We start from the raw sequence: 26,212 nt of genomic DNA on the forward strand, positions 1-26,212 counted from the left end.
CTTTTTTCTGCGCGTGTTTTGCCCGTGCGTCAGGGACTTTGCCTGAGTGCCGCGCGGGGGAATCCTTTCCTGATCGATGATGGATCGGCCATTATTCGGCGATCTTTAATCAAAAGGAGGCTAAATGATGTCAACGCGACCTTCGTTGGGGTTTGCCGGAATCGGCCTGATGGGCCTGCCGATGTGCCGCCGCTTGCTGGCCGCCGGTTATCCGCTGACCGTGTGGAACCGCAACCCGGCCAAGTGCGCGCCGCTGGTCGAGGCCGGCGCCCGGCAGGTGGCGACCCCTGCTGAACTCTGTGAACAGGCTGACGTGGTGATGCTGTGCCTGGCGGACACAGCGGTGGTGCGAGAGGTGGTGTTCGGCCCGGCCGGCGTGGCTGAAGGGGCGAAACCCGGTCAGTTGCTGGTGGATTTCTCCAGCCTCGAACCGACGGCTACCCGTGAAATGGCGGCCGAGCTGGCCGACAAGACAGGCATGGCCTGGCTCGACTCGCCCGTCTCTGGCGGTGTTGTCGGGGCCGAAGCCGGAAGTCTGGCGATCATGGTCGGCGGTGATGCAGCGGATCTTGATCGCGTACGCCCGGTGTTGCTCGCCCTTGGCCAGCGCGTTACGCACATGGGTGGCGTCGGCGCCGGTCAGGTGACCAAGGCCTGCAATCAGATGATCGTCGCCTGCAACGCCTTGGTAATCGCCGAAGTGGTGGCGCTGGCCGAGCAGGCCGGAGTCGATGCCAGCCTGATCGCCGAGGCGCTGGCCGGAGGTTTTGCCGATTCCAGACCGTTGCAGATCCTCGCTCCGCAAATGGCCGAAAGCCGTTTCGAGCCGGTGAAGTGGCACGTGCGCACGCTGCTCAAGGATCTGGATACCGCGGTGAAGTTTTCCCGGGAAACCGGTTCGGCCACGCCGATCAGCGGATTGGCCGCACAACTGATGCGCCTGCATGGGGCGCAGGGCTTTTTGCAGAAGGATCCAGCGACACTGGTGCAAATGTACCGCGCGCCAAACTCAGCGGATTGACCGTGTGCGCGTGTTTGCGCTGGTTGATTTCCTCCAGCACCGGGCGCAGTTCGGCCAGTGGCACCGGGCGGCTGAGCAGGTAACCCTGAATGAAGTCGCAGCCCGAGCGCTCAAGAAACTCATATTGCTCCAGGCTTTCGACGCCTTCGGTGACCACCTGCAAGTGCAGGGTGTGCGCCATGACGATGATCGCCTGGACGATCTCCATGTCGGCGCTGGCCTTGGGAATGTCGAGGATGAACGAGCGATCGACTTTCAGGGTGTTGAGCGGCAGGCGTTTGAGGTAGGCCAACGACGAATAACCGGTGCCGAAGTCATCGATCGACAGTGACACGCCGAGGGCGCGGATCTGCCGCAGCAGCACCAGCGTGTTGGCGATGTTGCCCATCAAGGCGTTTTCGGTGACTTCCAGTTCCAGCCGTTCCGGGGCGACCCCCGCACTGCGCAAGGCGTGCTCGATTTCATTGGCCAGTTCCTCCCGGGCCAGATTCAGCGGTGAGCAGTTCCAGGCGATCTTCAAGTCTTCGCAACCATGGCGCGACAGTTCACCGAGGTCTTCACAAGCCTTGCGCAGAACCCAGTTGTCGAGCTCGGCAATCAGCCCGTTGTTTTCGGCGATGGCGATGAATCGATCCGGGGTGAGCAGGCCGTGCACCGGGTGCTGCCAGCGGATCAGCGCTTCGAGCTTGGTGACCTTGCCGGTCTTGAGTTCGAAGATCGGCTGGTAATACAGCAGCAGACCGTTCTCCTGACGCAGGGCATGGCGCAGTTCCTCTTCCAGTTGCAGTTCGAGGCTGGCGCGATTCTTCAGGTTGGAATCGAAGAAGTGTACGCCGTTGCGGCCGGCGCCCTTGGACTGGTACAGCGCCAGATCCGCATGCTTGAGCAGTTCATCGCAGGTGGACCCGTCTTCGGGAAACAGGCTGATGCCGATGCTGGTGGTCATCACCATGCGTCGTCCGGCGAGCTCAATCGGCTCTTTCATCTTGAGCATGATGCGCTGGGCCAGGTTGCGCGCTTCCTCGCGGTCGCGCAGACCGATGAGGATGCAGAACTCGTCGCCGCCGAACCGCGCGACCACGTCTTCATGGCTGCGCACCGAACCCTTGATGTGCTGGGCGATAACCTTGAGCAGTTCATCGCCGGCGTCATGGCCGAGGCTGTCGTTGATGCGTTTGAAATGGTCGATGTCGAGAAACATCACCGCGAGCATGCCGCCTTCGCTGGATTTCTGGCTGAGTTTTTCAGCGAAGATCTGATTGAAGCCGCGCCGGTTGATCAGGTTGGTCAGGGCGTCGTAGTTGGCCACGTGTTGCAGCGACATGCGCGCCTGATCAAGCTGGCTGAGCAGGGCGTTGACCCGGCGCAGATCGTGCTCCTTGTTCTGCAGCTTCTTGTCGGCCAATGCGGCGCTGATGGCGCTGCCGAGAATCAGCAGCGTGATCAGCGCGACGGTGAGGCCCAACTGCAAGTGACCGGTTTGCGACGCCAATGTCGGCGATTGCCCCTCGGGCAGCACCAGTTGCAGCGCCGCCATGCCGGTGAAATGCATGCTGAGGATGCCCGCACCGAGAATCAGCGCCGCCACGTACTTGAGCATCTGGATGTGCAGGCCGCTGCCTTCGCGCAAATAACCGGCCACCCACAGCGCGGCGAAGCTGGCGCCGATGGCGATCACGATCGATGACACGAACAGGATGGGCTCGTAGTAAGCCGTGGCGGCGGATTCGATGGCGGCCATGCCGACGTAGTGCATGCCGGCGATGCCCAGGCCGATGACGATAGCGGTCTTGAGGTATTGCAGCAGGCTCGGCTGTGGATGGCTGAGGGTGTGCATGGCCAGCCAGGACGCCAGTAACGCGATCACCAGGGAGAACAGAGTGACGGGCAGATCGTATTGGATGTCGATCGGCGCCTGGAACGCCAGCATGCTGATGAAGTGCATGGCCCAGATGCCGCCGGCCAGGCAGGTTGCGCCGATCCAGCGCCACAGGCGTTGCGAACCGGGCTCTTCAGCGTGGACGACCCGCTCGGCCATGTCTAGGGTGGCGAAACTCGCGGCGCAGGCGACCAGGTAGGCCACCAGCACCAACAGGGGATTGTGTGTGCAATTGAGGATGACCTGCCCGCTCTCCGGCTGCTCGGCAACAAATTGCAAACCAAGCCACTCCATAGCATGCCCCGTCTCTGAGTGCGTCCTTACTGCGTCATCAACGCAGGCGAATGTTTGCAGTATAGAGGCGGTTTTTGGCGTGCAAGCGGTAGTGGCACATTGGCGCTAATGATTTTGGCATGAGCGTCATAGCGTTTGGCGCTAAGCGTTGAAACGCCTGAACTCAGGCGACTTCATTCCAGTGCGGTTGCAGCGGCGGCAGGCCGAAACGGGCACGCGCCTTGTCGCAGTCGGTGTTCTGTTCGCCGTTTTCCCACGACGCTTCGAACTCGCGGCAGGGGCTGGAACGCTTGTCGTAGATCGTGCAGGCCACCGATTTTCCGACTTCGCCCTCCAGCGCGGTACAACGTGGCGCCTTGCGGTCGGTGCCGATCATCGCGACCCGGCTGGGCGTGATCTGAGTGACCAGTTCATCGGGCACGGTCCCGCCGGAGGATGCGCATTCACCCCAGAAAAAAGAAACACGAAAATGGGAACAGCAGGCACCGCAATTCAGACACGGACTGACTTCGGACATGGGCGGGGGTATCAAAGGGATTGATCGGCAGGATCCGGACGGATCCGGCGGCCATTCTAGGCTTTGCCACGGCGTTGGGAAGGGGGGCGAGAAAGTATTTTTTCATTGCCGGATTTTTCCGCAAAACCCCCGGTTTTAGGGGGATTCGAAGCATTTCAAGGGCTTACGTTTCGTTACACGGCCATGGCCCGTCATCAGGCTGACGAATGATCACAGACAGCTCCGACGAGCGTGACTAGATTGCAGGTTCCGGGCTCGGATGCGTTGGCAGTGAAGCCCTAATAACAATAAAGAGACGGACCCATGCAGAACTCGACCCAAGCGGCGAATGCCTGGCGCATTCTGTTCCTGCTGTTCCTCGCCAACCTGTTCAACTTCTTCGATCGCACCATCCCGGCGATCATCATCGAACCGATCCGCATGGAATGGCACCTCAGCGACTTTCAGCTGGGGATTGTCGGCACTGCGTTCACCATCGTTTATGCCATTGCCGGCCTGCCGCTGGGGCGCATGGCCGACACTGGCTCGCGCAGCAAACTGATGGGCTGGGGCCTGGCGACCTGGAGCGCGCTGACGGCGGTCAACGGTCTAGTCGGCAGTTTCTGGAGTTTCCTGCTGGTGCGCATGGGCATCGGCATCGGTGAAGCGAGTTACGCACCTGCCGCCAACTCGCTGATCGGCGACCTGTTCCCGGCTCATCGCCGGGCCCGGGCCATGGGCATTTTCATGCTCGGCCTGCCGTTGGGGCTGCTGCTGGCCTTCTTCACCATCGGCTGGATGGTCAAGGCGTTCGACAGCTGGCGCGCGCCGTTCTTCATCGCCGCCGTACCGGGGCTGGTGCTGGCGGTGTTCATGTTCTTCATCAAGGAACCCAAACGTGGCGCGGCGGAAACCGTGCAGGTGTCGCAGGAGAAAGTCGACAAGCCGATTCGCCGGATTCTCGCCGTGCCGACCTTCCTGTGGCTGGTGATGGCAGGGCTGTGCTTCAACTTTGCGACCTACGCCTGCAATTCTTTTCTGGTGCCGATGCTCCAGCGTTACTTCCTGATGCCGTTGCAGGAAGCGGCAGTGGCGACCGGGGTGATCGTCGGTGTAACCGGGTTGATCGGCCTGACCCTCGGCGGCTGGATCGCCGACAAGATTCACCAGCGGGTGGCCAACGGCCGACTGCTGTTTGCCGCGTTCAGTCTGGTCATCTCGACCCTGTGCACGGCGTGGGCACTGCATGCCGGGCGCATCGAGATCGGGGTGTTCGTCGCGGTGTTCAGCGTCGGCTGGCTGTTCGCCTACAACTTCTACACCTGTGTGTACACGGCGATTCAAGACGTGGTCGAACCACGCCTGCGAGCCACGGCGATGGCGCTGTTCTTTGCCGGGTTGTATTTGCTCGGTGGCGGTCTGGGGCCTGTGGTGGTCGGCGGTTTGTCGGATCACTTCGCGAAATCGGCGATGGTCGCGGCAGGCGCCGAGCAGATGACCGAGGCGTTCAAGGCCGTCGGCCTGCATGATGCGATGTACCTGATCCCGGTGGCGTTGTTCCTGACCATGGTGTTCCTGTTCCTCGCCTCACGCTGTTTTGTGCGGGATGCGAAGCGGATGAAGGAGGGGCTGGTGGCGGTGGTTGAGCCGCAGAGTCAGGCCGTTACCGCTTGATGACCTGCATCGCCTGATCGTTCCCACGCTCCGCGTGGGAATGCAGCCCGGGACGCTCTGCGTCCCATTCGAGAGCTGGAACGCGGAGCGTCCCTTGAGGCATTCCCACGCGGAGCGTGGGAACGATCGGGGGGGGGACAGGCAAACAAAAAGGCCCGCATCGCTGCGGGCCTTTTCGTTTTTGGCGATGGAGCAGGGCGGTTTAGCCTGCCACCAGTACCCGGATCGCTTCCAGTCGCAGTGCTGCCTTGTCGAGCATCGCCAGACCTTGTTCGCGCTGCTTGCGCAGGGCGTCCAGTTCGCTGTCGCGTACAGTCGGGTTGACCGCCTGCAATGCGGTCAGGCGTGCCAGTTCTTCGTCGGTGTCGGCTGCCAGACGGCGGCGGGCCTCGGCCACGCGCTCGGCGTGGCGCGGGGTGACCTTGTCTTCACCGGCGTTGATCCGTGGCGTCAGCTGATCGCGCTGGGCCTGGATGAACTTGTTGGCGCTGGCGCGCGGCACGCTTTCCAGTTGATCGTTCAGGGTTTCGAACGCCACGCGCGACGACAGGTCGTTGCCGTTGGCATCGAGCAGGCAGCGCAGGGCGGCCGGCGGCAGGTAACGGCCCAGTTGCAGCGAACGCGGGGCAACCACTTCGCTGACGTAGAGCAGTTCCAGCAGCACCGTGCCTGGCTTGAGCGCCTTGTTCTTGATCAGCGCGACGGCGGTGTTGCCCATCGACCCGGACAGCACCAGATCCATGCCGCCCTGCACCATCGGGTGTTCCCAGGTGATGAACTGCATGTCCTCGCGCGACAGCGCCTGGTTGCGGTCGTAGGTGATGGTCACGCCTTCGTCGTCGCCCAGCGGGAAGCTGGCGTCGAGCATCTTCTCGCTCGGTTTGAGGATCAGGGCGTTTTCCGAATGGTCTTCGCTGTCGATGCCGAACGCGTCGAACAGGGTTTCCATGTAGATCGGCAGGGCGAACTGATCGTCCTGTTCGAGGATGGCCTCGACCAGCGCCTCACCTTCGCCGGCGCCGCCGGAGTTGAGCTCCAGCAGACGGTCGCGACCGGTGTGCAGCTCGGCTTCCAGACGTTCGCGCTCGGTGCGCGCCTCGTCGATCAGCGCTTGCCACTCGCCGTCGTCGGCTTCTTCGAGCAGCGGCAGCAGGCGCGGGCCGAACTGATGCTGCAAGGCGTTGCCGGTCGGGCAGGTGTTGAGGAACGCGTTCAGGGCTTCGTGGTACCACTGGAACAGGCGCTCTTGCGGGCTGGTTTCCAGGTACGGCACGTGCAGTTCGATGATGTGCTTCTGGCCGATCCGGTCGAGACGACCGATCCGCTGCTCCAGCAGGTCCGGGTGCGACGGCAGATCGAACAGCACCAGATGGTGGGCGAACTGGAAGTTGCGACCTTCACTGCCGATTTCCGAGCAGATCAGCACCTGCGCGCCGAACTCTTCGTCGGCGAAGTAGGCGGCGGCGCGGTCACGCTCGAGGATGTTCATGCCTTCGTGGAACACCGTGGCCGGGATGCCGGAGCGCACGCGCAGGGCGTCTTCCAGGTCCATCGCGGTTTCGGCGTGGGCGCAGATCACCAGCACTTTGGTGCGCTTGAGCATTTTCAGCTGGTCGATCAGCCACTCGACGCGCGGGTCGAATTTCCACCAGCGTTCTTCTTCGCTGGCGTCCGGCTGGGCCTGGAAGCTGACTTCCGGGTACAGCTCGGCGTGTTCGCCCAGCGGCAGTTCGAGGTATTCGTCCGGGCATGGCAGCGGGTACGGGTGCAGTTTGCGCTCCGGGAAACCCTGCACGGCGGCGCGGGTGTTACGGAACAGCACGCGGCCGGTGCCGTGGCGGTCGAGCAGTTCACGCACGAGGCGGGCGCTGGCTTCGGTGTCGCCATCGTTGACGGCGGTGAGCAGGGCTTCACCTTCGTTGCCGAGGAAACCGTGGATGGTCTTGTGCGCGGCCGGCGACAGGCGACCCTTGTCCAGCAGCTCCTGAACGGCTTCGGCCACCGGGCGATAGTTTTCGCTCTCGGCGCGGAAGGCGGCCAGGTCATGGAAACGGTTCGGGTCGAGCAGGCGCAGACGGGCGAAGTGGCTGTCCTGACCGAGTTGTTCCGGGGTGGCGGTGAGCAGCAGCACGCCGGGAATGACTTCGGCCAGCTGTTCAACCAGCGAGTATTCCGGGCTGACTTTGTCTTCGTGCCAGACCAGGTGGTGGGCTTCGTCGACCACCATCAGGTCCCAACCGGCAGCGAACAGCGCGTCTTGCGCCTTTTCGTCGTCGACCAGCCACTCCAGCGCCACCAGGGCCAGCTGGGTGTCTTCGAACGGGTTGGTGGCATCGCTTTCGATGAAGCGTTCTTCGTCGAACAGCGCAACCTGCAGGTTGAAGCGGCGGCGCATTTCCACCAGCCATTGGTGCTGGAGGTTTTCCGGTACGAGGATCAGCACGCGGTTGGCGCGGCCCGACAGCAGCTGGCGATGGATCACCAGACCGGCTTCGATGGTCTTGCCCAGACCCACTTCGTCCGCCAGCAATACGCGCGGCGCGATACGGTCGGCGACTTCACGGGCAATGTGCAACTGGTGGGCGATCGGTTGTGCACGCACGCCGCCCAGGCCCCACAGCGCGGACTGCAACTGGCGGCTGGTGTGTTCCAGGGTGTGATAGCGCAGGGAGAACCAGGCCAGCGGGTCGATCTGGCCGGCGAACAGACGGTCGCTGGCCAGACGGAACTGAATGAAGTTCGACAGCTGGGTTTCCGGCAGGGTGACCGCTTCGTTTTGCGCGTTGAGGCCGTGATAGACCATCAGGCCGTCGACGTCGTCGACTTGCTGGACAGTCATCTTCCAGCCTTCGAAGTGAGTGATCGAGTCGCCGGGCGAGAACCGCACGCGGGTGAGGGGCGCATTCCGTAGCGCGTACTGGCGAGTCTCGCCAGTGGCCGGGTAAAGCACGGTCAACAAGCGGCCGTCCTGTGCCAGAACGGTGCCTAAACCAAGCTCTGCTTCGCTGTCACTGATCCAGCGTTGCCCCGGTTGATACTGCTGCGCCATGCTGCCTGACTCCCACCTTGAAAAAGCGGGCTATCTTAACGGAATGAGGGCCCGAGGCCAAAGGATAAGGAGCCTCGGCCCGGCTTTTAACCGCAATCGGCCAATTGCAGGGAAGATTAGGTCATGCATCGGTTTTACGGGATGTTGAGGCACCCTTGAGTGCCAAACCGGTCACAAGTTTGCGACCGATGGCTCAAGGCACCCCTGGCGCCGCCGATAACCTGCTGACAGGAGACCCTCATATGCTGCCACCGATGCTCCCCCTGAGCGCCGTGCCGATCACCTCCCAGCAGGATCCGATCCGCCAGCGACCGGATATTCCCCCTGTGGTGCCGGTGCAGGAAAGCTCCAACGAAAGCACCATCGACCTGCAAAAACGCGACCCGGAAGAGGACGGTTATCTGCTGCGCGAAGAGCAGCGCCGTCAGCAGGAACGCGATCGCCGGCGCCGCGAAGCCGACGACGACCCCGAAGCGCACCTCGCCGTGCCCGGCACCGAACTGAACGCCGACAACACTGTGCCGGTGGCGCCGTTGATGGAAGATCAGCCGCGTCAGGGGCTTTGGGTCGACATCGAAATCTGAGGCTGGACGGCCAGTTCCGTCAGGTTCTCCAGCAACACGTCGATCTCTTCTTGCGTGTTCAAGTAGCTCACCGCCACCCGCGCAATATTCGTCAGCCCGCGCGCCTGCATGTCCAGCGGCGTGTAGGCCACGCCATTGGCGCCGATGTTGATTCGCCGTTCGGCCAACGTCTGCTTCAGCGCCACGCTGTCCCAGCCTTCAAGCGTGAAGGCGATCAGCCCGGATTGTTGATTCGCCGTTCCGAGATCCCGCAGCGTCAGGCCGGGAATCGCCTTCAGGCGTTGGCGCAATCCGTTGCTCAATTGTTCGATGCGCTGGCGAACGGGAATCGCGCCGAGGCGGTTGTACTCCTCCAGTGCATTGGCCAGCCCGGCCAGCAGCGCCAGTGACACTTCACTGGTTTCAAAGCGGCGCGCGTCGTCGCGCAGGGTAAAGCGCTTGCCGTCCCATGGCGCCGACAACACATCGCGTTGCACGGGGAGCAGCCGTTGCAAAAAATGCGGCCGGATGTACATCAGCGCCGTGCCGCGCGGCCCGCGCAGGAACTTGCGACCCGCACCCTTGAGCACATCGCACTGTAAGGCCTGAACATCGCAGGGCAACTGCCCCAGCGCCTGACCGGCGTCGATGAAATAAGGAATGCCGTGGCGCCGCGCCACGCTGCCGATCTGCGCGGCGGGGTTGATCAGGCCACCGTTGGCCGGCAGCCAGGTCAGGGCGATCAGGCGTACCTGGCCGTCGATCATCTGCGCCAGGGCTTGCGGGTCGACCGCGCCGTGGGCGTCACAAGGAATCACTTCGAGCCGCGCGCCGGCCTTCACCGCTTCGGCCATGCACGCCAGGTTGCCGGCCCATTCATGGCGACCCACCAGAATCCGCTCGCCGAGCTGCCACGGCCCCAGCGCGTTGAACGCCTGGCTCCAGGCTGCCGAGCCGCTGCTGGCGAAGGCGATGTCCTCGGGCTGGGCGTTGAGCAGGGCGGCGGCCGCGTTGCGCGCGCGTTCCTGTACCCGGTTGTCTGCCGCTTCCATCGGCCCGCCGAGTGCTTCGTGTTGCAACTGTTCGATCACTGCAACGAGGGTGGCTTGGCTCGGCAACGAGGCGCCGGCGTGGTTGAAGTGGATCACCTCAGCGCAGCCGGGCGTGGCGGCGCGCAGGCGCGAGAGGTCGTCGAGGTTCACGGCTTGAGCTCGAAGATCGCGTCGATTTCCACCGCGACGCCGGCCGGCAGACTCGACACGCCGACTGCGGTGCGCACGTGTCGGCCCTTGTCGCCGAGGGCGTTGACCAGCAGGTTCGACGCGCCGTTGGCGACAAAGCCCTGAGCTTTGAATTCCGGTGTGGCGGCCACGAAAACTCCGAGGCGCAGGATGCGCACCAGTTTCGACAGGTCATCGCCCAGTGCATGGCTCAACTGGGCGAGCAGGCCCAGGGCAGCCAGTTCAGCGGCGTTGGCCCCTTCTTCGTCGGAGATCGCTTCACCCAGTCGCCCGATGAACGCAGGTTTGCCGTCGAGCAATGGAATCTGCCCGGAGATGAACAACTGATTCTGGCTGACCACATGGTTGACGTAATTGGCGATCGGCTGGCTCAGTTCGGGCAGGCGCAGGCCGAGTTGTTGAACGCGTTGGCTGAGGGAATCGGTCATGGGAAGTCCTCCTGAGTGAGGGCTTCAGCATGTTGGTCAGAGCGAAGGGCGACAAACGGATAGATTTAATCCGACGCATCCAAAAAACTCATGCGTTCGAGGTTTCCTCCAGCCACTGGCAGAAACTGTGCGCCGCCGATGTGGGCGGGCGTTGCGGGGTGACCAGCCAATAACCGATCTCGCCGAGCATCGGCGGCGTGTCGAAGGCCGGCACCAGCGCGCCTTCCTTGATCCGCCGTTCGATCATTCGCTGGCGACCCATGGCAATGCCCTGACCGGCGACGGCCGCTTCGACGACGATGTTGTAGTCGTGCAGCATGACGCTGGGTACATGAGCCAGATCGATGCCGCTGTGTTGCTGCCAGTCGATCCATTCGAACGGCTGGTGCGACTTGGCCATCAGCAAGGGCCCGTTGTTCACGCCTTTGGCCTTGAAGGCCGGGCTGCATACCGGCGTCAGGGTTTCAGCCATGAACCGGCGGGCCTGGACTTTCGGCCAGCCGCCCTTGCCGTAGCGGATCGCCAGATCCACCTCGCCGGCATCGACGTCGGCCAGTTGCACGGCGGGCAGCAGTTCGACATGGATGTTCGGGTATTTCGCGTTGAAGTCCGCCAGACGCGGTGCCAGCCACAGGGTTGCGAAAGAGGCGAGCAGACCGATGCGCAGGGTGGTGGGGCGTTCGCCGCGCAGGTCGTGGGTGGCGGCGGCAATCGCGGTGAGGGCCGGTTGGATTTGCCGGTAATACTGTTCGCCGGCGGGTGTCAGATCGATCGCCCGGGTGCGGCGCACGAACAGTCGCTGATCGAGGAATTCTTCGAGTTTGTGCACCTGATGGCTGATCGCGCTTTGGGTCACCGACAGCTCATCGGCAGCCTTGATGAAACTCAAATGGCGGGCCACGGCCTCAAAGGCGCGCAAGGCCATCAGCGGTGGCAGATCCTGATGCAGGGGCACGGCGCAGATCCTTCGGGTTCAGGGCGAGGCGCCGATTGTGCGGGCAAATCCGGTGGGCGGTACATGAATTGTTGTAGAGCGTTTAGGTCAGTGGCTGGTCAGCGCCTGCGTCAGGCCGCATTATTGGCGCAGTCCTGTCGGTGATCCGGCAGTTGTGATTCAGTCCAAGCGATGCACCGAACGCCATGAGCCAAGACGACAAGCTGATTGACCTCAACACCGAACGCGCCAAGCGGGTTCATGACCTCAACGAGAAGCGCCTGAATGAAGTTCGCCAGGCTTTCGAGCAGGCCATGCCGTTGGGTAAACCGAAGAAAAAGCCGAAAAACAAACCGAAAAAGCGTTGATCTCCCCTGCATCCGTTGATGCAGGTCAGTTATTTCCCTTCCTTTCCTCACCATGGTGACCGGCATTGATCCCGGTCAATTCCTGCGCCTGCCTGATTGGTTAACTTAGTTCCATCGCAGCAGAGCAGGGGCCAGGAGGCCAGTCATGTTTTTCGATAACGTGGTGTTTGCCGGGGTCCTGACTGTGGGCCTGATGGTTCTGTTTTTTGCAGGGTTTGGATTTTTTATCTGGAAGGATGCGAACAAGCGCAAGAAGCCTTGATTCTTCCGGGTTTGATGAGCACGCAAGGCATTTTGGGCAACTTCGGTTGCCCTTTTTTTTTGTGTCTTGGCGGCCTTTGGGCCGACCAAGTTGTGGTTCGTTTTGGGTGAATATCCGTTTTTTTGGTAACGGCTTCCTATGGTTCCGCCCTTACGGCGGCTCACTTTTTCAAACGCCAAAAAGTAAGCAAAAGGCTTGGCCCCTGCGTTCGGCGCCTCGCTGTGGCTCGGCGTTCCTTCGTTCCGGGATTCATCCGGGGGCATCGCCTACGGTTTGCTTCGCTGCACCTCCTCTCGATGCATGCGGCTGCGCCGCACGGTCGCTGCGCTCCCACCCCCGGATCAATCCCTCCACTCAGCCTTCCGATGGGGCCGGCACGTCAAAAGCGGTACTCGAGCTAACGCTCATCGTTTTGAGTGGTGAGAGGCGAAAAGCGACTGCTTTTGCTTTTGCTTTGATCGTTCCCACGCTCTGCGTGGGAATGCAGCCCGGGACGCTCCGCGTTCCATTTCTGAAGCCAACAAAAAAGTGTGATCCTTTCAAGTCTCGCCTTTGATCGTTCCCACGCTCTGCGTGGGAATGCAGCCCGGGACGCTCCGCGTCCCATTTCTGAAGGCAACAAAAAAGGCGTGATCCTTTCGAATCACGCCTTCTTCACTGCAGCGATCTATCAGCTACCCAGCGCCTTCGACGCCAGCCAGAACAGGCCGGCCGACAGGGCCACGGTGGCTGGCAGGGTCAGGACCCAGGCCAGCAGGATGGTTTTCACTGTGCCGCCTTGCAGGCCGCTTTTGTTGGCGACCATGGTGCCGGCCACGCCCGAGGAGAGGACGTGGGTGGTGGACACCGGCAGGCTGAAGATGTTGGCCAGGCCGATCAGGCTGGCGGTGGTGATCTGGGCCGACATGCCTTGCGAGTAGGTCATGCCTTGTTTGCCGATCTTCTCGCCGATGGTCAGTACCACGCGTTTCCAGCCGACCATGGTGCCCAGGCCCAAGGCCAGGGCGACCGCCAGAATCACCCAGAACGGGGCGTATTCGGTGGTGGTGGTCAGGTCTTTGCGCAGTTTGTCCAGGTCGGCTTTTTCACGCGGTGCGAGGCCTGGCAGTTTGCTGACTTTCTTCGCGGTGTCGTCCAGGCAGAGCAGGTAGCGACGCACTTCGATGCGGCTTTCAGCGGACAGCGAGTGGTAGTCCGCCACACCTTTGAGGGTGTCGAGCAGGGCGGCGATGGTCGGTTCGGTCTGTTGCGGGTTGCAACGGAATTTTTCCGGCAGGTCGCCTTCCACGCTTTTACCCAGGGCCAGGAATTCGCCCAGGGTGTCGGCGTTGCGCTTGTAGAACTGGCTCAGGTGCAGGGTCGCATCGCGAGTACGTTCGATCTGGTAAGTGGTGCTGTTCAGGTCGAGTACGAACTGCGCAGGCACGATACCGATCAGTACCAGCATGATCAGGCCGATACCTTTCTGGCCGTCGTTGGAACCGTGCACGAAGCTCACGGCCATGGCCGAGATTACCAGGACCAGGCGGTTCCAGAACGGTGGGTGCTTCTTGTCGTCGATCTTGCGGCGCTGTTCCGGCGTCTTGTGCATCTTCGACAGCGGTCGCCACCATTTCAGGCCGATCAGCACCAGCGCGGCGATCAGGAAGCCGGCCATCGGCGAGAACACCAGCGAGGCGCCGATATCGATCGCTTTCTGCCAGTTGACGCCGTCAGCCAGTGGAATTTCGTTGATCAGGGCGTTGGCCAGGCCGACACCGAGGATCGAACCGATCAGCGTGTGCGAACTGGAGGCCGGGATACCGAAGTACCAGGTGCCCAGGTTCCAGGCGATCGCGGCGGCGAGCAGCGAGAACACCATTGCCAGACCATGGCCGGTGTTCACGTTGATCAACAGTTCTACCGGCAGCAGGTGCACGATGGCATACGCCACGCCAACGCCGCCCAGCAGTACGCCGAGGAAGTTGAACACGCCCGAGAAGAACACCGCCAGGTGAGGCGGCATCGCTTTGGTGTAGATAACAGTGGCTACCGCGTTAGCGGTGTCATGAAATCCATTGATGAACTCGAAGGCGAGGACAAATGTCAGGGCGAGCAGGAGGCTCACAAGCACCCAGGCATCCAGTCCGCTGAATAAATCGATCATGAAGGTTTTCTGACCCGGTCATAAGGGGGCGCGATTATGCCAGAAAAGACTGGAAATCGATCCCCTACCTGCTCATCGGTAAGCGTCTTCGCCAAATTAATTTGTATCAAGGTGCATTACCCAAGCTTTTTGAAGGGTTTTGCAAGGTGTTGATTCCATTGATAAAAATGCGAGACGCCGGCGGATTGGCCGGTTGTCGGGAGGGGGCTGAAACTTGTATGAAATATCTGAGAAACGCGTCTGACATGCTCCCGACCTGTGCAATACAGGGGAGTTGGCCGCTGCCCGCGGGTAGCGGGCGCGCAAGGCATCGTCAGTCCACCGTGCTTGTAACCCGGTGAGTACGCTTACCCTCGAAAGTCTCAAAGGAAGGCATCACGGCTCTTCGGCTTTGAGTTCCTCTTCCATTTTTTTCAGTTCTTGCTGGAAGACCTGATCCTGAACGGTAGGGCGTTTTCGCCAGGCTTTGCGTTCTGGTTCGGGCTGGGCGGCGTAGGTGGTGACTTCCCCGCCGTAAACTTCCTTGTAACGTTGTTCCTGGCGCTCAAGTTCCGCGCGCAGTTCGTCTTTCGTCACAGTGCTACCTGTATGAGTTGAGATAAATGTCTGGTGAACGCACTGCAACGAATCATTTAACCGGTTCACCAACAAGCGCTCGCCCGGACAGGCAGCGGTGTTGTCGCGAAGACGGTCAGGACTTCCATGTTGCAGGCGGCTACGGCACCAGATTAAAACTGACGCAGCATCAGTTTCCTGTTTCAGCGAGCGCGCTGGCGGTGCATGAATAATGAGCATCAGGCGCTGGCCGGGGCCGGCAGCGATGGACATCGCGCCAGCGGGTGGCACCGTCGGCAAATAAAAGCGCGGTGTCACTAAGGTGCATTATAGCGGCCGAATCGGGATTGCCTATCTTTGCCAAGTTAAAAACGGTTCTGAATGTGTGATTGTTTTGTGACGTGCAACTTTCATCAATAGTTGCATCGTCGTTGCGCAGTGTTTGATTTCTGGCGCCATTTAGTCGGACAACTAAGGCGCTTAAACCGCACCGGCGTTCCAAGTTCAAATCCGTTCCGCACCGCCTTAACGAGGAGACGAGGGCGATTGCGATTATCGGTCGACGGTTCGATAATCGCCCGGTGTTGGCGGTCTGTCGCTTGTGTATCCGCCAGCGAGCCGCTTGTATAGCCGTTGATCCGAACAAGAACAAGGACCCGACATGAACGATCAAATGCGCAATTCCTTCACCTCGGTAGCGCCGCCGATCGTCGCTTCGCCGGCCAAGCGTATCCAGGCCCTGACCGGTGATCCGGATTTCATGACCTCCCTGGCCCGCGGCCTGGCGGTGGTGCAGGCGTTTCAGGAGCGCAAGCGCCACCTGACCATCGCCCAGATCAGCCATCGCACGGAAATTCCCCGCGCCGCCGTGCGCCGTTGCCTGCACACGCTGATCAAGCTCGGCTACGCCACCACCGACGGGCGCACTTATTCGCTTCTGCCCAAAGTGCTGACTCTCGGTCACGCCTATCTGTCTTCGACGCCGCTGGCGGTCTCGGCCCAGCCGTACCTCGACCGCATGAGCGAGCAACTGCACGAGGCCTGCAACATGGCCACGCTGGAAGGCGACGACATTCTCTACATCGCCCGTTCGGCCACCACTCAGCGTCTGATTTCGGTGGACCTCTCGGTGGGCGGGCGGTTGCCGGCGTACTGCACGTCCATGGGGCGGATCCTGCTGGCGGCGCTGGACGACACCTCGCTGCGCGAATACCTCGACCACGCCGAACTGGTAGCCAAGACCAGCCGCACGATTCACACCCCCGACGCCTTGCTCGAATGCCTGCAGGAAGTGCGGCAGCAGGGCTGGTGCATCGTCGATCAGGAACTGGAGCAGGGCCTGCGTTCGATTGCCGTGCCGGTCTACGACGCTTCCGGCCAGGTAGTGGCCGCGCTCAACGTCAGCACCCACGCCGGTCGCGTCAGCCGCACCGAGCTGGAGCAGCGCTTTCTGCCGGGTCTGTTGAGCGCCAGCCGCGACCTCAGTGCGCAATTGTTTGCCTGATGAAGCTGTTCGATAAACGCACAGAGTTGCGTTTATCGAATTGACGCTAAAACCCCCGGATCATTAATGTCGCGGCAGCGTCATCCGGCGCGAATGTGAATGAGCCCGCCGGATTGTCGACTCTCATAATAATGACAAGAGGCAACTTCCCATGCGCACGTTCCCCGACTGTCGCCGCTCCCGTTCCTGTTGCCGGTATTAGCGCAACGCCTGATTTCTTCCTTATATAGTTGTGACCGTGCCGCTCTCTGGCCGGCCGCCGTTCGACTGCGTTTTCTTGCGTGGAATAAAAATAATGAACCAGCCTCAGTCCGCTGTAGGTCACTGCCTCGATGTGCAGTCCTTCATCAATGCCCAACCGATCTCGCGCTATCAATGGCGAGTGGTGATTCTGTGTTTCCTGATTGTGTTCCTCGATGGCCTCGACACCGCGGCCATGGGTTTTATTGCGCCGGCCCTGTCCCAGGACTGGGGCATCGACCGCGCCAGCCTCGGCCCGGTGATGAGCGCCGCGCTCATCGGTATGGTCTTCGGCGCGTTGGGCTCCGGGCCGTTGGCTGACCGCTTCGGGCGAAAAGTCGTACTGGTCGGCGCGGTGTTTCTGTTCGGTGCTTTCAGTCTGGCGTCGGCCTACGCCACCAATGTTGATCAACTGCTGGTGCTGCGTTTCCTGACCGGTCTGGGGCTGGGCGCCGGCATGCCGAACGCCACCACGCTGCTGTCGGAATACACCCCCGAGCGTAAAAAGTCGCTGCTGGTGACCAGCATGTTCTGCGGCTTCAACCTCGGCATGGCCGGAGGCGGATTCATCTCGGCCAAGCTGATCCCGGCATTCGGCTGGCACAGCCTGTTGCTGATCGGCGGGATCCTGCCGCTGATCCTCACCGTGGTGCTGCTGCTCTGGCTGCCGGAGTCGGCGCGTTATCTGGTGGTGCGCAATCGCGGCACCGACAAGGTGCGCAAGACCCTCGCACCCATTGATCCTGCCATCGTCGCGCAGGCCGCGAGTTTCAGCGTGCCGGAACAGAAAACCGTCAAAGCGCGCAACGTGTTTGCGGTGATTTTCTCGGGCACCTACAGCGTCGGCACGTTGCTGCTGTGGCTGACCTACTTCATGGGCCTGGTCATCGTGTACCTGCTGACCAGTTGGCTGCCGACCCTGATGCGCGACAGTGGCGCGAGCATGGAGCAGGCAGCGTTTATCGGCGCATTGTTCCAGTTCGGCGGGGTGTTGAGCGCGGTCGGCGTAGGCTGGGCGATGGACCGGTTCAATCCGCACAAGGTCATCGGCATTTTCTACCTGCTGGCCGGGGTGTTTGCCTACGCCGTGGGGCAGAGCCTGGGCAACATCACGCTGCTGGCGACGCTGGTGCTGGTGGCGGGCATGTGCGTCAACGGTGCGCAATCGGCGATGCCGTCGCTGGCGGCGCGGTTTTATCCGACGCAGGGCCGGGCGACCGGTGTGTCGTGGATGCTCGGGATCGGCCGGTTTGGCGCGATTCTCGGGGCGTGGATGGGCGCGACCCTGCTGGGGTTGGGCTGGAATTTTGAGCAGGTGCTGACGGCGCTGGTGATTCCGGCCGGGCTGGCCACGGCAGCGGTGGTGATCAAGGGCCTGGTCAGTCACGCGGACGCGACCTGAGTTTCATTGCAGGATCGTTCCCTCGTCGAACTGGCTTCAGAGGTTGCTTCGCGCTCGGCTCCGGAAGGACGCGGAGCGTCCCGGGCTGCATTCCCACGCAGAGCGTGGGAACGATCAGTGACGGAACGATAGGTTGATAACAATCTGTTCGATAAACGAACACTCAGTCGATTATCGGATTGTTTGGCGAAAATCAGCGGCTTAATCTTCAGTGACTCCGGCGCAGAACCTCGCGCCTTTTTATCACTGGCGATTCATTACAAAAACGGGAGCCCGCTCCATGGCTGAGATCCTTTCGCTGCACGACGCGGTGAAGCAATTCGTCAACGACGGCGACACCGTCGCGCTCGAAGGTTTCACTCACCTGATCCCTACGGCGGCGGGTCATGAAATCATTCGTCAGGGCAAGAAAGATCTGACCCTGGTGCGGATGACGCCTGACCTGATCTACGACCAACTGATCGGCGCCGGCTGTGCACGCAAGCTGATCTTCTCCTGGGGCGGCAACCCTGGCGTGGGTTCGCTGCACCGTCTGCGCGACGCGGTCGAGAAGCAATGGCCGCATGCGCTGGAAATCGAAGAACACAGCCACGCCGACCTGGCCAATGCCTACGTCGCCGGCGCCTCCGGCCTACCGTTCGCGGTACTGCGGGCCTACGCCGGTTCCGACCTGCCGAAGGTCAACCCGCTGATCAAATCCGTAACGTGCCCGTTCACCGGTGAAGTGCTGGCGGCGGTGCCGTCGGTGCGTCCGGACGTGACCGTGATCCACGCCCAGAAGGCCGACCGTCAGGGCAACGTGCTGCTGTGGGGCATCCTCGGCGTGCAGAAAGAAGCCGCACTGGCCGCCAAGCGTTGCATCGTCACCGTCGAAGAAATCGTCGACAACCTCAACGCGCCGATGAACGCCTGCGTACTGCCGACCTGGGCCTTGAGCGCAGTCTGCCATGTACCCGGTGGCGCGCATCCGTCCTACGCCCACGGTTACACCGAGCGTGACAATCGCTTCTATCAGGCGTGGGATCCGATCGCCCGCGACCGTGAGACGTTCACCGCGTGGATCAACGAATACATCCATGGCTGCGCTGACTTCAGCGAGTTCCAGGCCAAGTTGGCCGCTGCTTCGGAGGCCAAGTAATGACTTACACCACCAATGAAATGATGACCGTCGCCGCGGCCCGTCGCCTGAAGAACGGCTCGGTGTGCTTCGTCGGCATCGGCCTGCCGTCGAAAGCCGCCAACCTGGCGCGCCTGACCTCGTCGCCGGACGTGGTGCTGATCTACGAATCCGGCCCGATCGGCGCCAAACCCAGCGTATTGCCACTGTCGATCGGTGACGGCGAACTGGCAGAAACCGCGGACACTGTTGTGCCGACCGGTGAGATTTTTCGCTACTGGCTGCAGGGCGGGCGCATCGACGTCGGTTTCCTCGGCGCAGCCCAGGTCGACCGTTTTGGCAACATCAACACCACTGTGGTCGGCGACTATCACCAGCCGAAAGTACGCCTGCCGGGTGCCGGTGGCGCGCCGGAAATTGCTGGTTCTGCCAAGAGCGTGCTGATCATCCTTAAACAGTCGGCGCGTTCGTTTGTCGACAAGCTCGATTTCATTACCTCGGTCGGCCATGGCGAGGGCGGTGATTCGCGCAAACGTCTGGGCCTGCCGGGTGCCGGCCCGGTCGGGATCATTACCGACCTGTGCATCATGGAGCCGGAAGAGGGCACCCACGAGTTCGTGGTCACCGCACTGCACCCGGGCGTGACCCGCGAGCAAGTGGTCGCCGCCACCGGTTGGTCGATCCGTTTTGCCGACAGCGTTGCAACCACCGCTGAACCGACAGAAGTCGAACTGACTGCGCTGCGCGATCTCGAAGCGCGCACGGCCGCTGCCCACGGCCAGGCACCGGGAGAAGCATGATGCGTGACGTTTATATCTGCGATGCGATTCGTACCCCCATCGGCCGTTTTGGTGGTGGTCTGGCGGCGGTTCGCGCCGACGACCTGGCCGCCGTGCCGATCAAGGCCCTGATGGAGCGCAATCCGTCGGTGGACTGGAGCGCCATCGACGAAGTATTCCTCGGCTGCGCCAACCAGGCCGGTGAAGACAACCGCAACGTGGCGCGCATGGCGCTGCTGCTGGCCGGTCTGCCGGAGAGCGTGCCGGGCGTCACCCTCAATCGCCTCTGCGCGTCGGGGATGGATGCCATCGGTACAGCGTTCCGCGCCATCGCCAGCGGCGAAATGGAGCTGGCGATTGCCGGCGGCGTCGAGTCGATGTCCCGCGCACCGTTCGTGATGGGCAAGGCTGATGCGGCGTTCTCGCGCAACATGAAGCTGGAAGACACCACCATCGGCTGGCGTTTCATCAACCCGTTGATGAAGGCGCAGTACGGCGTCGATGCGATGCCGCAGACCGCCGACAATGTTGCCGACGATTATGAAATTTCCCGCGAGGATCAGGACGCTTTCGCCCTGCGCAGTCAGCAACGTACTGCCGCTGCCCAGGCTGCCGGCTACTTCGCCGAGGAAATCGTCGAAGTGCGGATCGCCCACAAGAAGGGTGAAACCGTGGTCAGCCAGGACGAACACCCTCGCGCCGACACCACGCTTGAAGCCCTGACTAAACTGAAACCGGTCAACGGCCCGGACAAGACCGTCACCGCCGGCAACGCTTCGGGCGTCAACGACGGTGCTGCCGCGCTGATTCTGGCCTCGGCCGAAGCAGTGAAAAAACACGGTCTGACCGCCCGCGCCAAAGTGCTCGGGATGGCCAGCGCCGGGGTCGCGCCACGGGTGATGGGCATCGGCCCGGTGCCAGCGGTGCGCAAACTCACCGAACGCCTCGGCGTGGCGGTCAGCGATTTCGATGTGATCGAGCTCAACGAAGCGTTTGCCAGCCAGGGTCTGGCGGTGCTGCGCGAACTGGGGCTGGCGGACGATGCGGCCCAGGTCAACCCGAACGGCGGCGCGATTGCCCTCGGTCACCCGTTGGGCATGAGCGGCGCGCGTCTGGTGCTGACCGCGCTGCATCAGCTGGAAAAGACCGGTGGCAAGAAAGGTCTGGCGACCATGTGCGTCGGTGTCGGCCAGGGTCTGGCCCTGGCCATCGAACGCGTCTGACGCAAGCCGTGATGAAAAGAACAGAGGAAAGCGAAATGACTGACAAGCCTGGTTACCGCCGCCCGCAGGAAGGCACCCAGCCGCCGTACCTGCACCCGACCTATCAATCCACCAATCTGCGCTCGCCGTCCAAGCCGTTGGTGTTTCTGCCGCATTCGCTGTCGGAAATCACCGGCCCGACCATCGGCGCCGAGCGAGTGGCCGACACCGACAACGATCTGACCGCCCAGCATCAGGGTGAACCGCTCGGCGAGCGGATCATCATTCACGGGCGTGTGCTCGACGAAGACGGCCTGCCGGTGCCGGGGATTCTGGTGGAGATCTGGCAGGCCAACGCCGCCGGTCGCTACAACCATGCCCGTGACCTGCACGACGCACCGCTGGACCCGAACTTCACCGGCACCGGCCGCACCGTGACCGACGCCGACGGCTGGTATCAGTTCCAGACCATCAAGCCCGGCGCGTATCCGTGGGGCAACCACCACAACGCCTGGCGCCCGGCGCACGTGCATTTCTCGTTGTTCGGACCGAGCATCCTGACGCGCCTGGTCACGCAAATGTATTTCCCGGGCGACCCGCTGCTGGCCTACGACCCGATCTATAACTGCGTGCCGGACACCTCGGCCAAGGAACGCCTGATCGCCGCTTTCGATCTGGAAAAAACCATTCCGTCCTACGCCCTCGCTTATCGCTGGGACATCGTGCTGCGCGGCCGCGAAGCCACGCCGATGGAGAAATGAGATGACCCTGACTGCGACCACGTCCCACACCGTCGGGCCGTATTACCACATCGGCTTGACTTGGCTGAACCGTGAAAACCTCGCCAACGAACTGACCCTCGGCCAGCGCGTGGCGATCACCGGGCAAGTGGTGGACGGCAACGGCGATGTCGTCAACGACGCCATGCTCGAAGTCTGGCAGGCCAACGCCGCCGGCAAATATGACCACCCGGAAGACGAGCAGGCCAAGCCGCTCGATCCGAATTTCGAAGGCTTCGGCCGGGTGCCGGTGGACGCCGAAGGCCGCTTCCGTTTCACCACCATCAAGCCGGGCACGGTCGAAGGCCTGAAGGGCTCGACCCAGGCGCCGCATCTGGTGGTGCTGGTGTTCGCGCGCGGTCTGGTGAAGCACTTGCTGACGCGGATCTACTTCGAAGGCGATCCGGCGAACGTCAATGATCCGCTGCTCGAATGCGTACCGGCCGAGCGCCGCGATACGTTGCTGGCGAAGCCGGATGCGGCGGGGGTTTATCAGTGGAATGTGATTCTGCAGGGCACTGAGGCGGAGACCGTGTTCTTCGATTACTGAGAATGATCGTTCCCACGCTCCGCGTGGGAATGCATCCCGTGACGCTCCGCGTCACAGTGGACGCGGAGCGTCCATGGCGGCATTCCCACGCAGAGCGTGGGAACGATCAACGTCGAGGCGCCGAATGCGTTTGCGTGGGAACGGTCAGTACAGGATGTGGAACGGGACTGTTGCAAAGTGTGTCTAGACTCTCACTGTCCCTATCGAGTGAAAAACAATGACAACCCTCACCTCCCATTACACCGGTGAAGAGCGCAGCAAGCGTATCTTCGCCATTGTCGGCGCGTCGTCCGGCAACCTCGTCGAATGGTTCGACTTCTATGTCTACGCCTTCTGCGCGATCTATTTCGCCCCGGCGTTTTTCCCCTCCGACAACCCCACGGTGCAGCTGGTCAACACGGCAGGCGTGTTCGCCGCCGGGTTCCTGATGCGACCGATCGGCGGCTGGATTTTCGGCCGGGTGGCGGACAAGCACGGGCGCAAGAACTCGATGCTGATCTCGATCCTGATGATGTGCTTCGGCTCGTTGCTGATCGCCTGTCTGCCGACCTACAAGGACATCGGCGTCTGGGCGCCGCTGCTGCTGTTGTTCGCGCGCTTGCTGCAAGGCCTGTCGGTGGGCGGTGAGTACGGCACCACCGCGACCTACATGAGTGAAGTCGCGCTCAAGGGCCAGCGCGGGTTCTTCGCCTCGTTCCAGTACGTGACGCTGATCGGCGGGCAACTGCTGGCGGTGCTGCTGGTGGTGATCCTGCAACAGTTTCTGTCCGAAGAAGAGTTGCGTGCCTACGGCTGGCGGATTCCGTTCGTGGTCGGTGCGGCCGCCGCGCTGATTTCGCTGTTCCTGCGTCGCTCGCTGAAAGAAACCACCAGCAAGGAAATGCGCGAGAACAAGGACGCCGGCAGCATCCGCGCACTGTTCCGCGACCACAAGGCCGCGTTCATCACCGTGCTCGGCTACACCGCCGGCGGCTCGCTGATTTTCTACACCTTCACCACGTATATGCAGAAGTACCTGGTGAACACCGCCGGCATGCACGCCAAGACCGCCAGCTACATCATGACCGGCGCGCTGTTCCTGTACATGTGCATGCAGCCGCTGTTCGGCATGCTCGCCGACAAGATTGGCCGGCGTAACTCGATGCTCTGGTTCGGTGGCCTCGGCACGTTGTTTACGGTGCCGATCCTGCTCAGCCTGAAAAGTGTCGGCAGCCCGTTCCTGGCCTTTGTATTGATTACCGTGGCGCTGGCGATCGTCAGTTTCTACACCTCGATCAGCGGTCTGGTGAAAGCCGAGATGTTCCCGCCGGAAGTCCGCGCCCTCGGCGTTGGTCTGGCGTATGCGGTGGCCAACGCGATCTTCGGCGGTTCGGCAGAATACGTCGCCCTGAGCCTCAAGGCCGGCGGCATGGAAAACGCCTTCTACTGGTATGTCACCATCATGATGGCCGTGGCGTTCCTGTTCAGCCTGCGCCTGCCCAAAGAAGCGAAGTATTTGCACCACGACCTTTAAACCGATGCGCGCGGGCCACACCGGCCCGCGCCGGCAAGGACTGTTTATGACTCAGCGACCGGGCAATCAATTGTTCGATGCCTACTTTACTGCCCGCGATATGCGCGACGTGTTCTGCGATCAGGGACGGGTGCAGGCGATGCTCGACTTCGAAGCGGCGCTGGCCCGGGCCGAAGCGCGGGTCGGGTTGATTCCGGCGGGTGCTGTCGCGTCGATTGAAAATGCCTGCCGCGCCGGGCTGTTTGATTTCGCGGCATTGGGCGAGGCGATTGCCACGGCCGGCAATTCGGCGATTCCGCTGGTCAAGGCGTTGGGCAAACAGATCGCCGCGACTGATGCCGAAGCCGAGCGCTACGTGCATCTGGGCGCTACCAGTCAGGACGTGATGGATTCCGGGCTGGTGCTGCAATTGCGTCAGGCGCTGGAATTGATTGAAAGGGAACTGGCGCAACTGGCCGACGCTCTCGCCATTCAGGCGCAGCGCCACGCCGCGACGCCATTGGCCGGACGCACCTGGCTGCAACATGCGACGCCGGTGACGCTCGGCATGAAGATCGCCGGTTGGCTCGGTGCGATCACGCGCAGCCGTCAGCGTCTGCGCGAGCTCAAACCGCGACTGCTGGTGCTGCAATTCGGCGGCGCGTCCGGCACCCTCGCGGCGCTCGGCGAACAGGCGTTGCCGATCGCCCAGGCGCTGGCCGAAGAACTGCACCTGACCCTGCCGGAACAACCGTGGCACACCCAGCGCGACCGCATCGTCGAGTTCGGCGCGGTACTCGGTCTGATCGCCGGCAGCCTTGGCAAATTCGGCCGCGACATCAGCCTGTTGATGCAGACCGAAGCGGCGGAAGTGTTCGAACCGTCGGCGCCGGGCAAGGGCGGTTCCTCGACCATGCCGCACAAGCGCAACCCGGTGGGCGCGGCGGTGTTGATCGGTGCGGCGACCCGCGTGCCGGGGCTGGTCTCGACGCTGTTCAGCGCCATGCCCCAGGAACACGAACGCAGCCTCGGTTTGTGGCACGCCGAATGGGAAACCCTGCCGGAGATCTGCTGCCTGGTGTCGGGCGCGCTACAACAGGCGCGGCTGCTGGCGGATGGTCTGGAAGTCGATGCCGCGCGCATGGCCCGCAACCTGGAACTGACCCAAGGCCTGGTGCTGGCCGAGGCGGTAAGCATCGTGCTCGCACAACGGGTCGGCCGCGACACCGCGCATCATCTGCTCGAACAATGCTGCAAACGAGCGGTGGCCGAACAGCGCCACTTGCGTGCGGTACTCGGTGACGAACCGCAGGTGGCCGCCGAACTGAGCGCAACCAAACTGGATCATCTGCTCGATCCCGCCCATTACCTCGGTCAGGCGCAGGTCTGGGTCGAGCGTGCGGTGGCCGAACACAACGCATTGTCTGACTGAAAGGAGAGGGCTGTGGCTTTCGTTCAACTCGCCGATGGCGAACTGCATTACACATTGGAAGGCCCGGCCGATGCGCCGGTGCTGGTGCTGTCGAACTCGCTGGGCACCGACCTGCACATGTGGGACGTGCAGATGCCGGCCTTCACCGAACATTTTCGCGTGCTGCGTTTTGATACGCGCGGGCACGGCCAGTCGCTGGTGACGCCGGGCCCTTACAGCATCGAGCAACTGGGCCGAGACGTGCTGGCGCTGCTGGATGCGCTGCATATCGAACGCGCACATTTCTGCGGTCTGTCGATGGGCGGCCTGATCGGCCAGTGGCTGGGGATCAATGCCGGCCAGCGTCTGAACAAACTGATCGTCTGCAACACCGCGGCAAAAATTGGCGATCCGTCGGTGTGGAACCCGCGCATCGAAACCGTGCTGCGCAACGGCCCGGGGGCGATGGTTGCGTTGCGTGATGCATCGATTGCCCGCTGGTTTACCCCGGACTTTTCGGCCTCCAACCCGGCCGCAGCCAAGCAGATCACCGACATGCTGGCCGCGACCAATCCTGAAGGTTACGCCGCCAACTGCGCGGCGGTGCGCGATGCGGATTTCCGTGAGCAGTTGTCGTCGATCACGGTGCCGTTGCTGGTGATCGCCGGTACCGAAGATGCGGTGACGCCACCGTCCGGCGGGCACTTCATCCAGGAGCATGTGCGCGGCGCCGAGTACGCCGAGTTTTATGCGGCGCACCTTTCCAACGTTCAGGCCGGCGACGCGTTCAGCGACCGCGTGCTGACCTTTTTGCTGGCCGATTGAG

Annotated in this window: 23 protein-coding genes; 15 read left to right on the plus strand and 8 right to left on the minus strand. The window is 62.2% G+C overall.

All coding sequences use genetic code 11. From position 1 onward, the window contains the following. Positions 1-124 precede the first annotated feature (124 nt). Positions 125-1,021, plus strand: coding sequence for an NAD(P)-dependent oxidoreductase (locus ABFB52_RS07500; RefSeq protein WP_165369557.1), 897 nt, complete (start codon positions 125-127; stop codon positions 1,019-1,021). Here ABFB52_RS07500 and ABFB52_RS07505 read toward each other — a convergent pair. Next, positions 912-3,194: a bifunctional diguanylate cyclase/phosphodiesterase gene (locus tag ABFB52_RS07505; protein WP_129973620.1), complete on the minus strand. Its 2,283-nt coding sequence runs from the start codon at positions 3,192-3,194 to the stop codon at positions 912-914. The genes ABFB52_RS07500 and ABFB52_RS07505 overlap by 110 nt on opposite strands. Before the next feature lie 163 nt (positions 3,195-3,357). Then, entirely contained in the window at positions 3,358-3,711 is a 354-nt protein-coding gene (locus ABFB52_RS07510; RefSeq protein WP_007959180.1) for a YkgJ family cysteine cluster protein, read from the minus strand. A gap of 303 nt (positions 3,712-4,014) precedes the next feature. Here ABFB52_RS07510 and ABFB52_RS07515 point away from each other — a divergent pair, with 303 nt between their 5' ends. After that, positions 4,015-5,364 carry an MFS transporter gene (locus tag ABFB52_RS07515; RefSeq protein ID WP_129973619.1) on the plus strand — a complete coding sequence of 450 codons (1,350 nt, stop codon included), beginning with the start codon at positions 4,015-4,017 and terminating at the stop codon, positions 5,362-5,364. A gap of 202 nt (positions 5,365-5,566) precedes the next feature. Here ABFB52_RS07515 and rapA read toward each other — a convergent pair whose 3' ends face one another. Further along, positions 5,567-8,413 (minus strand): RNA polymerase-associated protein RapA, encoded by a 2,847-nt coding sequence (rapA, locus tag ABFB52_RS07520; protein WP_011332809.1) that lies wholly within the window; start codon positions 8,411-8,413, stop codon positions 5,567-5,569. 242 nt (positions 8,414-8,655) lie between these two features. On the opposite strand from rapA, the gene ABFB52_RS07525 reads away from it, so the two are divergent. Beyond that, positions 8,656-8,997: a hypothetical protein gene (locus ABFB52_RS07525; protein ID WP_007959194.1), complete on the plus strand. Its 342-nt coding sequence runs from the start codon at positions 8,656-8,658 to the stop codon at positions 8,995-8,997. Here ABFB52_RS07525 and ABFB52_RS07530 read toward each other — a convergent pair. The 3 genes from ABFB52_RS07530 to ABFB52_RS07540 form a co-directional block, all read right to left on the minus strand. After that, on the minus strand, positions 8,967-10,178 hold the full coding sequence (locus ABFB52_RS07530; protein ID WP_129973618.1) for an aminotransferase class V-fold PLP-dependent enzyme: 1,212 nt from the start codon (positions 10,176-10,178) through the stop codon (positions 8,967-8,969). The genes ABFB52_RS07525 and ABFB52_RS07530 overlap by 31 nt on opposite strands. Further along, positions 10,175-10,645 (minus strand): RidA family protein, encoded by a 471-nt coding sequence (locus ABFB52_RS07535; protein ID WP_129973617.1) that lies wholly within the window; start codon positions 10,643-10,645, stop codon positions 10,175-10,177. Before ABFB52_RS07535 ends, ABFB52_RS07530 begins: the two co-directional genes overlap by 4 nt. An 88-nt stretch (positions 10,646-10,733) precedes the next feature. Continuing rightward, positions 10,734-11,600: a LysR substrate-binding domain-containing protein gene (locus tag ABFB52_RS07540; protein ID WP_129973616.1), complete on the minus strand. Its 867-nt coding sequence runs from the start codon at positions 11,598-11,600 to the stop codon at positions 10,734-10,736. Positions 11,601-11,785: 185 nt separating this feature from the next. On the opposite strand from ABFB52_RS07540, the gene ABFB52_RS07545 reads away from it, so the two are divergent. Together ABFB52_RS07545 and ccoM are read left to right on the plus strand one after the other, a co-directional pair. After that, positions 11,786-11,947 carry a hypothetical protein gene (locus tag ABFB52_RS07545; RefSeq protein WP_007959203.1) on the plus strand — a complete coding sequence of 54 codons (162 nt, stop codon included), beginning with the start codon at positions 11,786-11,788 and terminating at the stop codon, positions 11,945-11,947. 145 nt (positions 11,948-12,092) lie between these two features. Then, a complete protein-coding gene (gene ccoM / locus ABFB52_RS07550) occupies positions 12,093-12,209 on the plus strand; it encodes a cytochrome c oxidase subunit CcoM (protein ID WP_007959205.1) in 117 nt (38 codons plus the stop codon). Between the two features lie 670 nt (positions 12,210-12,879). Here ccoM and ABFB52_RS07555 read toward each other — a convergent pair. Then, positions 12,880-14,355, minus strand: coding sequence for an inorganic phosphate transporter (locus tag ABFB52_RS07555; protein WP_102718207.1), 1,476 nt, complete (start codon positions 14,353-14,355; stop codon positions 12,880-12,882). 375 nt (positions 14,356-14,730) lie between these two features. Next, positions 14,731-14,931 carry a hypothetical protein gene (locus ABFB52_RS07560; protein ID WP_007957826.1) on the minus strand — a complete coding sequence of 67 codons (201 nt, stop codon included), beginning with the start codon at positions 14,929-14,931 and terminating at the stop codon, positions 14,731-14,733. A gap of 640 nt (positions 14,932-15,571) precedes the next feature. Between ABFB52_RS07560 and pcaR the strand changes: the two genes are divergently transcribed. The 10 genes from pcaR (at position 15,572) to pcaD (ending at position 26,211) form a co-directional block, all read left to right on the plus strand. After that, positions 15,572-16,414: a pca regulon transcriptional regulator PcaR gene (gene pcaR / locus ABFB52_RS07565; RefSeq protein WP_007917109.1), complete on the plus strand. Its 843-nt coding sequence runs from the start codon at positions 15,572-15,574 to the stop codon at positions 16,412-16,414. A 295-nt stretch (positions 16,415-16,709) separates the two neighbouring features. Further along, positions 16,710-18,056: an MFS transporter gene (locus tag ABFB52_RS07570; protein ID WP_011332817.1), complete on the plus strand. Its 1,347-nt coding sequence runs from the start codon at positions 16,710-16,712 to the stop codon at positions 18,054-18,056. 280 nt (positions 18,057-18,336) lie between these two features. After that, on the plus strand, positions 18,337-19,194 hold the full coding sequence (locus ABFB52_RS07575; RefSeq protein ID WP_003222404.1) for a CoA transferase subunit A: 858 nt from the start codon (positions 18,337-18,339) through the stop codon (positions 19,192-19,194). Further along, entirely contained in the window at positions 19,194-19,973 is a 780-nt protein-coding gene (locus ABFB52_RS07580; RefSeq protein WP_129973615.1) for a CoA-transferase subunit beta, read from the plus strand. The genes ABFB52_RS07575 and ABFB52_RS07580 overlap by 1 nt, the downstream gene beginning before the upstream one ends. Continuing rightward, positions 19,970-21,175 carry a 3-oxoadipyl-CoA thiolase gene (gene pcaF / locus ABFB52_RS07585; RefSeq protein WP_178082629.1) on the plus strand — a complete coding sequence of 402 codons (1,206 nt, stop codon included), beginning with the start codon at positions 19,970-19,972 and terminating at the stop codon, positions 21,173-21,175. The genes ABFB52_RS07580 and pcaF overlap by 4 nt, the downstream gene beginning before the upstream one ends. Positions 21,176-21,210: 35 nt before the next feature. Beyond that, positions 21,211-21,915, plus strand: a complete 705-nt coding sequence (gene pcaH, locus ABFB52_RS07590; protein ID WP_011332820.1) for a protocatechuate 3,4-dioxygenase subunit beta — start codon at positions 21,211-21,213, stop codon at positions 21,913-21,915. Between the two features lies 1 nt (position 21,916). Next, a complete protein-coding gene (pcaG, locus tag ABFB52_RS07595) occupies positions 21,917-22,483 on the plus strand; it encodes a protocatechuate 3,4-dioxygenase subunit alpha (RefSeq protein WP_129973614.1) in 567 nt (188 codons plus the stop codon). A gap of 217 nt (positions 22,484-22,700) precedes the next feature. Then, the gene (locus tag ABFB52_RS07600) at positions 22,701-23,996 is read left to right on the plus strand and encodes an MFS family transporter (protein ID WP_039771430.1); all 1,296 of its coding nucleotides are present in this window, start codon (positions 22,701-22,703) and stop codon (positions 23,994-23,996) included. A gap of 46 nt (positions 23,997-24,042) precedes the next feature. Then, positions 24,043-25,407: a 3-carboxy-cis,cis-muconate cycloisomerase gene (locus ABFB52_RS07605; RefSeq protein ID WP_129973613.1), complete on the plus strand. Its 1,365-nt coding sequence runs from the start codon at positions 24,043-24,045 to the stop codon at positions 25,405-25,407. A 12-nt stretch (positions 25,408-25,419) separates the two neighbouring features. Continuing rightward, complete coding sequence (gene pcaD, locus ABFB52_RS07610; protein ID WP_129973612.1) at positions 25,420-26,211, plus strand: 3-oxoadipate enol-lactonase; 792 nt, start codon at positions 25,420-25,422, stop codon at positions 26,209-26,211. Position 26,212: the final 1 nt, after the last annotated feature.

This window comes from Pseudomonas sp. 9.2(2024), from assembly GCF_039695385.1.
Taxonomy (GTDB): Bacteria; Pseudomonadota; Gammaproteobacteria; order Pseudomonadales; family Pseudomonadaceae; genus Aquipseudomonas; species Aquipseudomonas paraglycinae.

Coding starts and splice junctions, on each gene's coding strand:
- ABFB52_RS07535 (WP_129973617.1), bottom strand. CDS start 10,645: ATGACCGATTCCCTCAGCCAACGCGTTCAACAACTCGGCCTGCGCCTG.
- ABFB52_RS07605 (WP_129973613.1), top strand. CDS start 24,043: ATGACTCAGCGACCGGGCAATCAATTGTTCGATGCCTACTTTACTGCC.
- pcaF (WP_178082629.1), top strand. CDS start 19,970: ATGATGCGTGACGTTTATATCTGCGATGCGATTCGTACCCCCATCGGC.
- pcaG (WP_129973614.1), top strand. CDS start 21,917: ATGACCCTGACTGCGACCACGTCCCACACCGTCGGGCCGTATTACCAC.
- pcaR (WP_007917109.1), top strand. CDS start 15,572: ATGAACGATCAAATGCGCAATTCCTTCACCTCGGTAGCGCCGCCGATC.
- ABFB52_RS07555 (WP_102718207.1), bottom strand. CDS start 14,355: ATGATCGATTTATTCAGCGGACTGGATGCCTGGGTGCTTGTGAGCCTC.
- pcaH (WP_011332820.1), top strand. CDS start 21,211: ATGACTGACAAGCCTGGTTACCGCCGCCCGCAGGAAGGCACCCAGCCG.
- ABFB52_RS07525 (WP_007959194.1), top strand. CDS start 8,656: ATGCTGCCACCGATGCTCCCCCTGAGCGCCGTGCCGATCACCTCCCAG.
- ABFB52_RS07545 (WP_007959203.1), top strand. CDS start 11,786: ATGAGCCAAGACGACAAGCTGATTGACCTCAACACCGAACGCGCCAAG.
- ABFB52_RS07510 (WP_007959180.1), bottom strand. CDS start 3,711: ATGTCCGAAGTCAGTCCGTGTCTGAATTGCGGTGCCTGCTGTTCCCAT.
- ABFB52_RS07580 (WP_129973615.1), top strand. CDS start 19,194: ATGACTTACACCACCAATGAAATGATGACCGTCGCCGCGGCCCGTCGC.
- ABFB52_RS07570 (WP_011332817.1), top strand. CDS start 16,710: ATGAACCAGCCTCAGTCCGCTGTAGGTCACTGCCTCGATGTGCAGTCC.
- ABFB52_RS07515 (WP_129973619.1), top strand. CDS start 4,015: ATGCAGAACTCGACCCAAGCGGCGAATGCCTGGCGCATTCTGTTCCTG.
- ABFB52_RS07600 (WP_039771430.1), top strand. CDS start 22,701: ATGACAACCCTCACCTCCCATTACACCGGTGAAGAGCGCAGCAAGCGT.
- ABFB52_RS07505 (WP_129973620.1), bottom strand. CDS start 3,194: ATGGAGTGGCTTGGTTTGCAATTTGTTGCCGAGCAGCCGGAGAGCGGG.
- ccoM (WP_007959205.1), top strand. CDS start 12,093: ATGTTTTTCGATAACGTGGTGTTTGCCGGGGTCCTGACTGTGGGCCTG.
- rapA (WP_011332809.1), bottom strand. CDS start 8,413: ATGGCGCAGCAGTATCAACCGGGGCAACGCTGGATCAGTGACAGCGAA.
- ABFB52_RS07500 (WP_165369557.1), top strand. CDS start 125: ATGATGTCAACGCGACCTTCGTTGGGGTTTGCCGGAATCGGCCTGATG.
- ABFB52_RS07575 (WP_003222404.1), top strand. CDS start 18,337: ATGGCTGAGATCCTTTCGCTGCACGACGCGGTGAAGCAATTCGTCAAC.